This window comes from Maridesulfovibrio frigidus DSM 17176 (assembly GCF_000711735.1).
Classification (GTDB): Bacteria; Desulfobacterota; Desulfovibrionia; order Desulfovibrionales; family Desulfovibrionaceae; genus Maridesulfovibrio; species Maridesulfovibrio frigidus.
Map to the genome: position 1 here is coordinate 41,825 of NZ_JONL01000005.1, position 13,444 is coordinate 55,268.

A 13,444-nucleotide genomic window follows, 5' to 3' on the forward strand; every position below is an offset into this window, starting at 1 on the left:
CAAACAAAGATTGACAAATATGTTAAATACAAAACTGTAGTCTACATATTTGCAAACTTTATCGAGCACATTACAAAAAATAATATGCCATGTAATTTGGTATACAAAAAAATTGATTCAAAATGTAGAATACAATATTACCAAGGAATTGCTTACTAAAGTCACTTTGAAAGCCGTAATTTATATGCTAATATTCTAATTGATTTTAAAATAAACATATCGCACACATATAAAATGGGTTAATCTAGAAGATTTATGCAGACAAATTCAAACAAGCCGTTATCCACAGAACCCCAGCTTAATACAACATGGTTACCTGTATTTATTGGTATACTACTCTTTACTCTGACTCTAGTTTTCTGGTGGACGCTTAGAGAAGCCGATCGGGCAGATACTAGAAATCTTGTGAAGCAACATGCCGACAAACTTTCCGCCGATATTCAGGCTGATCTTCGGTCCAGAATTCCTGCTTTGCAGCGCATTGTCGACCGGTGGGAATTTAACGAAGGAACATCTAAGGCTAGCTTTCTCGACGATGCAGGGCATTACATTCACGACCTACCCGGGTTCCAGGCTATAGGATGGGTCGACAAAAATTTCCGTGTTACGTGGATTGTCCCGATGAGTGGAAATGAGCAAGCGGTAGGTCTTGACCTAGGTTTTGAAAAAAACAGGCGCATCTCCCTCGAAAAGGCAAAAATGAGCAAAACTACGACTATGACTGACACCATTGAACTCGTGCAGGGGGGCAAAGGGTTTATTGTATATTTCCCGATATATATTAACCATACTTTTGATGGTTTCATATCCGCAGTGTTCAGAACACAGCCATGGCTGGACCATATTTTTAGAACAGAAGACACATTTAATGATTACAAATATTACGGTGTAAATGTTGAGATAAACGGCATCCCTATTTACAAACAAAAAGAATGGAATAAACTTCAGAAAAACTCTTTTGATGAAACCACATCAACCAAAATAATAGACCATCAGTTTACTATCACTTGCCGCCCTACAGAATTGTTCTTCGATCACCACGGCCAAAGCCATCATCCATCAATAGTCTTATTAGTTGGAACTGTAATGGCAATTCTTATTGCTTTCGTAGTCCACTTACTCCAAAAAACATCTACGGAAGCGTGGCGTACATATTCAGCTCAAAAAACGCTAGAATTTGAAGTTCAAAACCACGAAAATACAACTGCAGAACTTCAACATGCATCTGCCAGATTAACTTTGGCCGCAAAAGCGGGAAAGATAGGTATCTGGGTTTGGGATATTGCTGCGGACACACTCACATGGAATGATAGAATGTTTGAACTATATGATATTCCTTCTGACATTAACCCCAACTACGAAACGTGGCGTGGCTCCCTTCATCCTGAAGATGCGGAAGAAGCCGACACCAAACTTAAATACGCAGTCGCGGGCAAAGGGACATTTGATACTCAGTTCCGCATTGTAAATTCGGCCGGAGAAATAAAACATATCCACGCTGCAGCTAAAGTAGAACGCGACGCCAAGAACAAAGCCATACGTATGACTGGCGTAAACTGGGACGTAACAAATCAAAAAGAGACCGAAGAACAAATACGCCACATGGCAACACATGATTTACTTACAGGTTTGCCAACCCTGAAACTTGCAAAAGATAGGGTTGGAATGGCTTTTGCCATAGCCCAACGTAAAGAACTACTGACAGCAGTAATGTTCGTAGACCTTGATGGCTTTAAAAACGTAAACGACACGCTAGGTCATGATGCTGGAGATGCGGTACTACAAGAAACAGCCAAGAGACTGCTTTCCTGCGTGAGAAAAGTAGATACGGTCGCTAGAATTGGCGGCGATGAATTCTTGATTGTTTTGAACGAGCTAAATTCTAAAGAAGATATGGAAACCATTGCCGGAAAAATTGTTACATCGATAGCAATGCCATTCATTCATAAAAGCAATCAAGTCACGGTGGGCGCCAGCGTAGGAATAGCAGTCTGCACAGCTTCCTGCTCACAAAAAGACATCGAAGGACTTATTAAACAAGCTGACGAAGCCATGTATTCTATCAAAAAGACGGGTAAAAATGGGTATGCATTCGCGGAATCAGAAAACTTAGAACAGGATGAAAGCAATAAAAGTTAATAATAGTATGAAACACTGCACCCTGAAGAGGGCTCATTTCAACGAGCATTTCTTCCACAAAAAAACGGCCAGAAGTCACTTCTGGCCGTTTTACTAAATCAACATTTTAAATTCAATCTAACTGTCAGATTTCATGTCATCAATAATTGCGAGCAGTTCCTTTGCTTGGTTTGCCATTTCCTCTGCTGCGGCACTTGCTTCTGCTGAAGCTTCCGCAGTCTGCATAGCAATCTGGTTCACATCATCAATAGAACGGTTAATTTCTTCCGAAGTTGCGGACTGCTGCTCCGAAGCGGTTGCAATGCTTTGAATTCTATCTGCCGAAATCTCAACATCAGTGACAATCTGATCAAAGACACTACCTGAGCTTCTGGAAAGTTCCGTCGCAGAGGTAATATTCTCTACAACTGAATCCATATTGGATATATTATCTTGAGCAACCTTCTGAATTCCTCCTATGGACTCACCAACTTCCTTGGTCGCACCCATAGTTTTTTCAGCAAGTTTTCTAACCTCATCAGCAACTACAGCAAACCCTCTACCAGCTTCACCAGCCCTAGCAGCTTCAATCGCAGCATTCAAGGCAAGTAAGTTGGTCTGGTCGGCAATGTCTTCGATGACATTCATAACGGCTCCGATGTCCTGAGCCTGTTGACCAAGTTTACCCATATTTTCTTTCAATGATTCAGTCTGACCTTGTATTTTACCCATGGATTCAATTGTCTGATTAATTACTCGTGAACCCTCAAGTGCACTCTTTTTAGAATTCTCTACCTGCTCAGCAGTCTCTCCGGCATTTTTGGCAACTTCAAGGACAGTGGCGTTCATTTCTTCCATTGCGGTTGCAGTTGATGCCATCCTCTCACGCTGCATCTCACTACCTTTTTCTATTTCTTCGGACTGGTTGAGCATTTGTTCAGAAGCCTTAGAACCATGTGCAGCAACTGTTTCTAACCGCTCAGCTGCTATATTCATCCCTTCGGCTTTGGCTCGCTCTGCTTTGGCTTTGGCCTCTTCGGCTTCTGCAACAGCCTGTTCTGCAACCAAAGTCTTCTCTTCTGCCATGGCATGCTTCTCTTCAATTTCTGCAATGCCTTGCGCAAGTTTTCCCGCCATATTATTAACAGAACCCTGCATACGACCAATTTCATCAGTAGAGTTTGCAGGTAAATTAATTTTAAGATCACCATCAGCTATGGATTCGAGAGCCAGAACAGTTTCATTCAAAGGTTTCGTAATCGAATTTGAAATAAGAATAATTACACCAATAATCAAAAAGATACCAACCACTCCGATACCAAGCATTTTATTACGAAGTGCTCTTGCATCTGCAAGAACTTCATCCATTGGAATGCTTAACCCCAAAATTAACGGAGTTTTTGATATACCGATATCTACTGGAACAAATATAAAATAGGATGCCCCTTTAGCTGTTTCTTCATAATGAGTATAAACTTTCCCCTGAAGAACCTGTTTTTTAACTCCATCTTTGATGGTATCAGAAATCTCGCTATCATCGAAAAAGTTTAACTTACCTTCGACATATTTTTTGTTATCAGGGTGAGCCATGTAGCGTCCCTGATTGGAAACTAAAAAAGCATAGCCAGAGCCGAAGACATCAAGGTTACGAACAAATTTATCGATGGTACCCATAGGAAAATCAACACCGACAACCCCAATAAATTTCCCATTGATGTTCATAGGGACAACCATATCGACCATAAGAACCTTTTCATTACCAATCGTATAAGCCCAGGGTTCCATAACGACTTCACGGTTAGTTTTCCTTGGCAAACTATACCAAACCCCATCACCATTATCTTTGTCGTAATTGGCACTTGCTACAACTTCTAGCTTTCCAGAATCACGATAAACCCATGGGACAAATCGACCGTCAACATTATGATATTCGGCATTTTTAAAATCATTATCTCTTCCATCAAGCATATTAGGTTCAAAACAAATGTATGTCCCTAGATATCCATCATTACTTTGTAAAAACCCTTTCATAGATTTAACAAGCACTTCCCGTGAATCATATACTTTATTTTCAGCCAACCCTTCAGCCATGCGGGCAATGGCTCGAGCTGAGATAAGAGATTCACTCATATCCCCATCGATTTTATTTGCGTAGCTGTACGCCATCTCCAGCCCCTGTTTTTCGGCACCTTCACGCATCTTTTCAATAAAAATATTTTCTTGAAATAAAGTAATCCCCAAAAAAACAGGAACAACTATGACCAAAGTCATCATGATTTTCCAACGAAGATTGATATTTTTTAACATGCTTCCCCCAATAAAATTATTACTCGCAATAATCCCTCGATATCCCCATGAGACAAACTTGCTATATATTTTGTTCATTACTTATATCATTAGCACTTTAAATAAAAGTGCTAATATATTGTTATTCAGCATAACAGATCATCAAGTTACTAATTAATAAACCAGTTAGAATTATTCGATACGATTACAATCATTATTCTCTTACGATTCTGGACGTTATTGACTTATGAAAAACCATTGTTTGGAGATCCTGCCCTGAGTCGGGATGTAGCGCAGCCTGGCAGCCCCCTTGAATATGGTTCAAGGGGGCTGAGATTCAAACCCTCTCATCCCGACCCAAATGGCTTAGATAAAAGGCTGGTTAACTTAGTTGTTAACCAGCCTTTTTATGTAACTATAGACACCTACAACATACTACCCTTACAAACATTCAATAATAATTATTTGACTTATTCAGCGATACAAATTAGCAAATCAATATCACATACACTATTTTAATATAATACATTATAATAATTAATATATAAACTCCGAGGGTAATTCGCAATGAGACCAACAACTATAGCTTTAATGTTATCAATAGCGCTCATATTATTTGGAGCGAGCGGATGCTCTGTATATATGGCTGCAAATCAAGATGATGCAAAAGAAATGTCCATTATAACCGAAGGTCAGCCGAGATCTGTGATGCTTGGAGAATTCGGACAACCTGTCAGCACCGTTAAAAGAGCTGATGGAACTGTTGAGTATGATGTGTTTTCATTTAGGGATGGATATTCAGGCGGAGCAAAAGCCGGTAGAGCTCTATTCCACGGAGTTGCAGATGTTTTCACGTTGGGCTTGTGGGAAGTTATAGGTACTCCGGTTGAAGCTGTAGCAAATGGCGACCAAATGTCCTACAAAATATTCTATGATGAACACGGAGAGGTCTCAAATATTATCCCCCTCTCAAGAGATGCACAGAAATATGATAGAAAACGGACAGGACACGCAGCCCCACAAACAAATCAATCAGCTGAAAACACGCAAAAGACAGTCGGTTTAAATCAAGAAAGCCACTCAAAATAATTATCCATTATAGCAAAAAACACTACTGCCCTACAAAAAAAGGCTGGTTAACTTGATAGTTAACCAGCCTTTTTTTATGTTTAAGGGCTAATCCAAAAACCAATTTTAATCTCGTAAATATTATATTCTTAGACTGATTGACGTATCAACTATCACTTATTTCAGAATTTCACGGCTAACCATAATGTCAATATCCAAAGGAAAAAAATTACAAATGACAACTTATTTTTACTTTTATTTAACATTGGGAACTTATTTTTCAGCAAAATAAAACCATAAAAAAATGATCAACAATACTCTTAACGTACTAGAAATTATCCTTAAAAATAGCTCCAATTGCATTAATATAATAATTTTATAAATAAAACACACCCTCATCAATGACCCGTTCTATATCAACCCAATGATTTCAGGCTTTAACAAGTATTTCCATCATCTTCCTCAGGTTTGATTGCAGACGTTTCAAGTCTGAAATAAAGTAAAAAAAGAGAAGCGTTTTTTACTCCTACCCCCCTTGACGAGACCATAAATAATAACATACCTAACGAGCAGGTAAAAATACCTATCGGTTAAGGAGGTATTAATACCTCCCACATAGATAGGTAATGAGGCGCGTCGAATCGATGTGCCCGGGTTTTTTAAATGCTGGCTGCTCCCGCTGAGGGAAATTGAGTCGGCGGGACCCGGAAAACACGAGGCGGGGCAACAAAGGACTCGTAGCATACAGCTACATAGTCCAATGCTTTGAGAGAGGGGAATCGAAATTATGGCAAACGGAAAAAAATTATTGCGATTGTCCAGTATTCTACTCGTCCTTGCTGGGGTGCTCGGTTTCCACATGGAAGCTATGAGCATGGTAGGAACCCCGCAGGCCGAAGGCAAACAGCGTCCTGATCTAATCATGATCGACGATATTGCCGCTCAGGGAAAACTGGAATTGCCCGCAGTCGTGTTTTTGCACGATGCACACACCAAGGCGGTAGCAGAACAGGGTAAAGACTGTACTGCATGTCACCAAAAAAACAAGGATGTCACTTCACTCAAATTCATGAGATATGAAGACGGCACTCCAGACCAGCTCAAGGAAATTTATCACAACGGCTGTATCAGCTGTCACGTGAAGGATGCCGCTGCAGGCAAGAAAACCGGCCCTCAGGTCGGCGAATGTCGCAGTTGTCACCAAGCTGACCCTGAGTACAAAGCGGAACGCGCGAAAGCGAGCATGGATAACACCTTGCATTTCCGTCACTGGGACTCAAAGATCATTAAGAATGATGCAGGTCAGGAAACAAACTGTGGAAGCTGTCACCACGAATACAATGAGCTCACCAAAAAGCTCGTATACGTGAAAGGACAAGAAGAAAGTTGTACTGTTTGTCACACAGCCAAACCTGAAGGCGATGTCAAACTAAACACTTCTGAAGCTTTCCACGGACAGTGTGTAACTTGTCACATGGAATTAGCAACAGCTAAAGCCAAAAAGTTCGGCCCAGTTCAGTGTGCCGGATGTCATGGCCTTGCTGAAGCAGCAGACATTAAAGCTGACGACGCTCAGTTGCTGAAAAAGATGGGTGGAGTATTACCTCGCCTGCCTAGAAAACAGCCTGATGCTGTCCTACTGACTGCTCCGGCACCAAAAGATGCATCTGCTAAGACTGAAGTCAAAGGCAAAATGTATCCTGTCGCTTTCAACCACAAAGCACACGAAAACAACACTGATTCTTGTGGATCTTGTCATCACCAAACTCTTAAAAAGTCCTGCTCCGAATGTCACACCGCGCAGGGTTCTAAAGAAGGTGCTTACATTACTCTTGATAAAGCAATGCATAACCCAGACAGCGCACAGAGCTGTGTAGGTTGTCATGCTCTTAAACAGAAAGATCCTAACTGTGCAGGTTGTCACGACCTCATGGCTAAAAAGACAATTCAGTCAGAAGCAACTTGTGCTGTCTGTCACGAAGTACCTCAAAATGACACTGACCCAGCAACTCTAGATGCCTCCGCCAAGGCTGATGTTGCAGCAGCTCTTATCATTGAAAGACCTACTTCACCGGCAATGCTCGATACTGCTGACATTCCTGAATTCGTAAACATTGATGTAATGTCTAACGAATACAAGGCTAGCAAGCTTCCTCACCGTAAGATTGTACTCACTTTAGTTGAGAACATGAAAGGCAACTCCTTAGCTAATACGTTCCACAGCACACCGTTGACTGTCTGTGCAAGCTGTCACCACAACAGCCCAGCATCTAAGACTCCTCCAACCTGTGCAAGCTGTCACGCGAACGTGTCACAGAAGACCAAAGATGGACGTCCAGCACTTAAGGCAGCCTATCACGGCCAGTGTATGACATGTCATGAAAGCATGGAACTTAAGAAGCCTGTTTCCACCGACTGTTCATCCTGTCACGAACCGAAAAAGAACGGCTAGCCCGAAGGAGAACTGATAAATGTTACGCAGAACATTCCTCGGAATGCTAGGCACAACCTGTGTGGGGGCCTCAATTCCTGGTATAGCTTCGGCTAGTAAGGATTTTAAAGGTCACCCCGGCAGCAACGGCGTTCTTTTTGACGCCACTCGCTGCATAGGTTGTCGCAAATGTGAAGAAGCTTGTAACAAGGTCAACGACTTGCCCGCTCCGGACAAGAAGTATGATGACTTGTCAGTGCTCGACACTAAACGCAGAACCGATGCCAAGACTCTTACTGTAGTCAATAAATACAAGGCCGATAAAGGCCCTCTATTCCGCAAGTCGCAGTGTAACCACTGTTTGGAGCCAGCATGTGCTTCAGCTTGTTTCGTAAAAGCATTCAAAAAACTGCCTAACGGCGCTGTCGTCTATGACGAAACAGTCTGTGTAGGTTGTCGCTACTGTATGGTAGCATGCCCATTCTCAATACCAGCTTACGAATACGACGAGCCTCTTACTCCTAGAGTAATGAAGTGTACCATGTGTGCGCCTCGCTTAGCTGAAGGCAAATTGCCCGGCTGTGTTGAGTCTTGTCCTAAAGAAGCACTCGTTTACGGCGAAAGAGATGAACTCATCAAAATCGCTCGCAATCGTATTGAACGCAATCCCGACCGTTACGTTGATCACCTTTACGGTGAGAAAGAAATGGGCGGAACCAGCTGGCTTTACCTCTCTGGAGTACCTTTCACTGAGATCGGAATGCGCGAAGATTTGGGAACCAAATCTGCACCTGAACTCACTGCAGGCGCACTAGCTTCTGTACCTATGGTTGCCGGCCTCTGGCCTGTGCTTCTCGGCGGTATCTACGCTATAAGCAAACGCAAAGACAAAGTTGCTGCGGAAGAGAAAAAAGATGCGGTTGCGAATGCTATCGCTAAGGCTAGCGAACAGGCAGAAAAGACCCTTTCTGAAGCCCTTTCAAAGGCTGATGTCGCTAACAAGCGTCAGATCGAAGTTGAGGTCAAGAAAGCTGTTGAAGAAGCTCTGACTCCTAAAGAAGAAGAGTCTGACGAAAACAGCGAGGGGGAATCCTAATGTCGAATCCAGGCAATCCAGGATCTAAATCGAACCTCACCGCATTCAATGTAATTGCTGGAGCAATCATTGTTATGGGTCTGGTCATCACTGTTCTCAGATTCACTAAAGGCCTCGGCGCTGTCACCAATCTTGATGACAACAACCCTTGGGGACTTTGGATCGGATTTGACTTGCTCTGTGGTGTTGCACTTGCAGCTGGTGGTTACACTACCTCCGCAGCGTGTTACATCTTCGGACTTAAACGCTTTCACTCCGCAGTCCGTCCGGCAATTCTAACCGCCTTCCTCGGATACGCTCTAGTTGTATTTGCTCTGCAGTATGACCTTGGTCGTCCTTGGCGTTTGCCGTACCCAATCTTTGTTCAGCAGGGAACAACATCACTGCTCTTCGAAGTTGGTTTATGCGTAATGTTATATTTGACAGTACTGTTTATCGAGTTCACTCCAGCCATGTTCGAATGGCTTGGCATGAAGAAAATCAGATCCGTTGTAGTCAAATTGACTCTGGCTCTGACTATCTTCGGCGTAGTGCTCTCAACTCTGCATCAGTCCTCTTTGGGGGCACTGTACACAATCGCACCGTCTAAGTTGCACCCTTTATGGTACTCAACTTATCTACCAGTGTTCTTCTTTGTGTCCAGTATCGCAGCTGGTCTCTCAATGGTAATCTTCGAAGGAACCCTTTCCCATAAGAAACTTCACCACATGATGGATGAGGAATACCTCAAACACCACGACGGAGTTGTTCTTGGATTCGGTAAAGCAGCATCCTTGGTGCTCTTCGGATACTTCGCCATTAAAATGATCGGACTGGCATACGGCAACAACTGGCATTACCTGGCTTCAGGCTATGGCTTGTGGTTCATGGTTGAAATGCTCGGATTTGTTGCATTGCCTTGTTTCCTCTACGCTGTCGGTGTGCGCGAAAAGAATTTAGGCCTTATCAAGAAAGCAGCTATTATCACTGTTCTTGGTATCGTTCTAAACAGATTCAACGTTTCGCTTGTCGCGTTTAACTACCACCTGCCTTCATCTGAAAGGTACTTCCCTACCATGATGGAGATCGGAATCTCTGTCTTCGTAGTCACTCTTGGTGTGGTTATCTTCCGCTTCATTACCACTCGGATGCCTATTTTCCACGAGCATCCTGATTACAAGGGCGAACACTAGTCGCTGTAAGGAGAAATCAAATGGAAATATTCAGCCTACAAGAGTACTACACTTTCACTAAAGGTATCGTGTACTTGCTCATGGGCGGAGCTCTTATCGGAGTAACTCTGTTCTGGCAGTTCCTGATGGGTGGAAACAACAACGACGACTAGACTAGCAATAGTCTGATCGATACTTGAGGAGATAAAACATGTACGATTTTCTAACAGGGCCTATGCTCTGGCTGACATTCGCTGTCAGCTTCGGTGGCCTGTTGGTGCGCATCGTGCTCTACATAAAGGGCCTCGACCAGCAGCTTGACCGTGTCGCTTACCGCGCTCACATGGGTTACGGGTTGAAAGGTGCGTTTAATTCAATCATAAGCTTCCTGAACCCTGTAGGGGCACGCCTCTGGAGGATTCGTCCAGGATTCACACTGATGTTCTTTGTATTTCATATTGGGATCGTGGTTACACCGATTTTCCTGATCGCCCATAATGTAATGCTACAAGAGAACCTCGGTATCAGCCTGCCAGCTCTACCAACATGTGTAGCTGACATCCTGACTTGGGCAGCAGTCGTAGCCGGTCTATTATTGACCTTGCGCCGCGTTGCTTTCCCTGAAGTAAGAATTCTAACTACTGGCTATGATTACCTGATGATGGTGATAACTCTAGCTCCTTTCGTAACTGGCCTTTTGGCTAGATACGGAATCGGTGACTATCAGTTCTGGCTTACTGCCCACATCATCACTGGTGAAATTTGGTTGTTGAGCCTGCCCTTCACTAAGCTCAGCCACGTTGTTCTGTTTTTCATGTCCCGCGCACAGCTCGGAATGGATTACGGTATCAAACGCGGTGGCATGAAGGGTTCCTCACTGTCCTGGTAACAGGAACCGATTCATTCAGACTCATAGAGGAGAAGCACAATGCCTGAAGGAATATTATGTAATAAGACCCCGATTAAAACAGATGAGCAGCTTAAGCTGACTCTTTCTGATAGTCGCGGTACTAAATACTACGCAGAGATGTTAGAGTTGGAAGTTGATTCCGACGCTCTCTGGGCGCTAATACAGAAGACAATGAAATCCAGGACCAAAACCTGGTTTGAAATCTGTGCCCATTGCGGACTCTGCGCCAATAGTTGTTTTCTGTATCAAGTTAATGGTCGGATTCCTCAGCAGGTTCCGTCATACAAGATTCAGTCAACACTTGGCGAAATTGTTAAAAAGAAAGGTAAAGTTACCAACGAATTCATGCGTCACTGCATGGATGTAGCATGGTCACAATGTACATGTTGTAACCGTTGCGGCATGTACTGCCCGCACGGAATCGACATGGGTGTCATGTTTGGTTACCTACGCGGCCTTCTTTACTCTCAGGGATTCGTTCCTTGGGAACTTAAAATCGGTTCCGGAATGCATCGCGTTTATCGCGCGCAGATGGACGTTACCACTGAAGACTGGGTTGAAACCTGTGAGTGGATGGCGGAAGAAACCGAAGAAGAATGGCCAGGTCTTGAAATTCCCGTGGACAAGCAGAATGCAGACATCATGTATACCTGTAATGCCCGCGAACCTAAGCATTACCCTGAAGATGTAGCTGAAGCAGCTATCCTCTTCCACGTAGCCGGTGAAAACTGGACCGTACCTTCAGAAGGTTGGGAACAAACTTCCCTATCCATGTTTGCAGGTGACTGGGAATGTTGTAAGGATAATGTACAGAACGTATACGACGCTATTGAACGCTTAAATCCTAAGCGCGCAACAGGAACCGAATGCGGACATGCACATCGTGCGACTGTTATCGAAGGACCATACTGGACAGGTCGTCCAGACGGTCTGCCTCCTGTTCCATACATTCATTATGTAGAATGGTTGGCTGAAGCACTTCGCACAGGCAAGCTCAAAATTGATCCTGCAAAAAGAATCAAAGAGCCTGTAACGTTGCAGGATTCCTGTAACTACGTGCGTAACCAGGGACTTAAAGATGTAACTAGAGAAATCATCAGTTATATCGTTGAACCTGGATACTTCGTTGAAATGTCACCTACCAAAGAACACAACTACTGCTGTGGTGGTGGTGGCGGATTCAACGGAATCGGCATGTACCGCGAGCAGCGTAACGTTGCTCTACGTACAAAGATGAATCAGATTATCGACACCGGCTGTAAGCTGGTTATTGCTCCTTGTCATAACTGCTGGGATGCTATTCGAGATCTTGAGGAAGAGTATGAGATCGGAATTCGCTGGTCCTTCCTTAAACCGCTGATCATTGGTATGCTGGATGTGCCTGAGCATATGTTGCCAAAGGACGAAGAATAACTCCGACCTTTATTGGCAAGAGTGTAGCATCAACAGTCCGCAACTAACGAGGTGTCACATGTTTAAGAAAATTATATTAGCCACCACCGGTTCTCCGGCAAGCTTCGGAGCTGCTCGCGTAGCTTTCGATATGGCTAAAAGATACGGTTCGGAAGTAACGATCTTCCATGTTTTGGGAGTGCCTACCAAGGCTTTCTCTCATGTAGTAAACGACGTCCGTACCGGCGAAGAAATTGAAGTGGATGCAGATTATCTCGCTTGGGTTGAAGAAGAACTCAAGACCACTTACGCAAAACAATTCGCTGGTGCAGAAAATGCTAAAATCGTGCTCGCTACCGGAATGCCGCCACGCGAAATTCTCCGTGAAGCACGTAATCAGGATGCTGACCTTATCGTTATGGGCGCAAGCTCAGGTGATAGCGCGAAGTACCAGAGAGGATACCCTGGAAGCACATTACAGAAAGTAGCCAAGGCAGCTCGCTGCCCTGTCCTTACTGTACACCGTGAGTCCGCATCCTACTGGGGTGGCTTCTCCAACATCCTATTTGGAACTGACTTCTCAAAGCAGGCTACAAGTGCATTTAAATTTGCTCTTAGCACAGCCCGCGAACTAGACTGCGACCTGACCCTTTTCCACGCACTGGATATCAGTGGTAAGGTTCTCGACCAGGATCAGATTGAAGAAAAGCTTATTGCTGCCCGCAAACGTATCCGCGCAACTTATGTTCCGCTGATGGGTGACTTTAAGAACTTCGATATCGAAGTCTGGGAAGGAGCTCCTTACGTGGAAATCGTCAAGCTTGCTCGTGAAAAGCAGGTGGACCTGATCGTTATGGCCCATCACGCACACGAACTTGATGCTGAAAAAGCAAAAATCGGTTCCACAGTGGAACAGGTTATTGTTAGGGCTAACTGCCCGGTCGTCAGCGTCAGCAAGCCGGACAAAGTTTAATACAACTAAAATCCGCATC

Annotated in this window: 10 protein-coding genes and 1 tRNA gene; 10 read left to right on the forward strand and 1 reads right to left on the reverse strand. The window is 43.8% G+C overall.

Annotation, left to right across the window (positions count from 1 at the left end):
* Positions 1 to 255 precede the first annotated feature (255 nt).
* Positions 256 to 2,139, forward strand: coding sequence for a sensor domain-containing diguanylate cyclase (locus BR06_RS0110900; RefSeq protein ID WP_031482865.1), 1,884 nt, complete (start codon positions 256 to 258; stop codon positions 2,137 to 2,139).
* Between the two features lie 117 nt (positions 2,140 to 2,256).
* Here BR06_RS0110900 and BR06_RS19740 read toward each other — a convergent pair whose 3' ends face one another.
* Positions 2,257 to 4,425: a methyl-accepting chemotaxis protein gene (locus BR06_RS19740; protein WP_051677020.1), complete on the reverse strand. Its 2,169-nt coding sequence runs from the start codon at positions 4,423 to 4,425 to the stop codon at positions 2,257 to 2,259.
* A gap of 261 nt (positions 4,426 to 4,686) precedes the next feature.
* On the opposite strand from BR06_RS19740, the gene BR06_RS0110910 reads away from it, so the two are divergent.
* The 9 genes from BR06_RS0110910 to BR06_RS0110950 all read left to right on the forward strand — a co-directional run bounded on the left by BR06_RS0110910 (position 4,687) and on the right by BR06_RS0110950 (position 13,425).
* Positions 4,687 to 4,760: transfer RNA gene (locus BR06_RS0110910), tRNA-His, on the forward strand.
* Between the two features lie 286 nt (positions 4,761 to 5,046).
* Complete coding sequence (locus BR06_RS0110915; RefSeq protein ID WP_051677021.1) at positions 5,047 to 5,493, forward strand: hypothetical protein; 447 nt, start codon at positions 5,047 to 5,049, stop codon at positions 5,491 to 5,493.
* Between the two features lie 766 nt (positions 5,494 to 6,259).
* Positions 6,260 to 7,924: a sulfate respiration complex hexadecaheme cytochrome HmcA gene (gene hmcA / locus BR06_RS0110920; RefSeq protein WP_031482871.1), complete on the forward strand. Its 1,665-nt coding sequence runs from the start codon at positions 6,260 to 6,262 to the stop codon at positions 7,922 to 7,924.
* A gap of 19 nt (positions 7,925 to 7,943) precedes the next feature.
* Positions 7,944 to 8,999, forward strand: coding sequence for a sulfate respiration complex iron-sulfur protein HmcB (gene hmcB / locus BR06_RS0110925; RefSeq protein WP_031482873.1), 1,056 nt, complete (start codon positions 7,944 to 7,946; stop codon positions 8,997 to 8,999).
* On the forward strand, positions 8,999 to 10,171 hold the full coding sequence (gene hmcC / locus BR06_RS0110930) for a sulfate respiration complex protein HmcC (RefSeq protein ID WP_031482874.1): 1,173 nt from the start codon (positions 8,999 to 9,001) through the stop codon (positions 10,169 to 10,171). Before hmcB ends, hmcC begins: the two co-directional genes overlap by 1 nt.
* Positions 10,172 to 10,191: 20 nt before the next feature.
* A complete protein-coding gene (hmcD, locus tag BR06_RS0110935) occupies positions 10,192 to 10,323 on the forward strand; it encodes a sulfate respiration complex protein HmcD (protein ID WP_031482876.1) in 132 nt (43 codons plus the stop codon).
* Positions 10,324 to 10,361: 38 nt separating this feature from the next.
* Positions 10,362 to 11,039 (forward strand): sulfate respiration complex protein HmcE, encoded by a 678-nt coding sequence (hmcE, locus tag BR06_RS0110940; protein WP_031482878.1) that lies wholly within the window; start codon positions 10,362 to 10,364, stop codon positions 11,037 to 11,039.
* A gap of 39 nt (positions 11,040 to 11,078) precedes the next feature.
* Positions 11,079 to 12,473 (forward strand): sulfate respiration complex iron-sulfur protein HmcF, encoded by a 1,395-nt coding sequence (hmcF, locus tag BR06_RS0110945; RefSeq protein ID WP_031482880.1) that lies wholly within the window; start codon positions 11,079 to 11,081, stop codon positions 12,471 to 12,473.
* Positions 12,474 to 12,531: 58 nt separating this feature from the next.
* Positions 12,532 to 13,425 (forward strand): universal stress protein, encoded by an 894-nt coding sequence (locus tag BR06_RS0110950; protein WP_031482882.1) that lies wholly within the window; start codon positions 12,532 to 12,534, stop codon positions 13,423 to 13,425.
* Positions 13,426 to 13,444 lie beyond the last annotated feature (19 nt).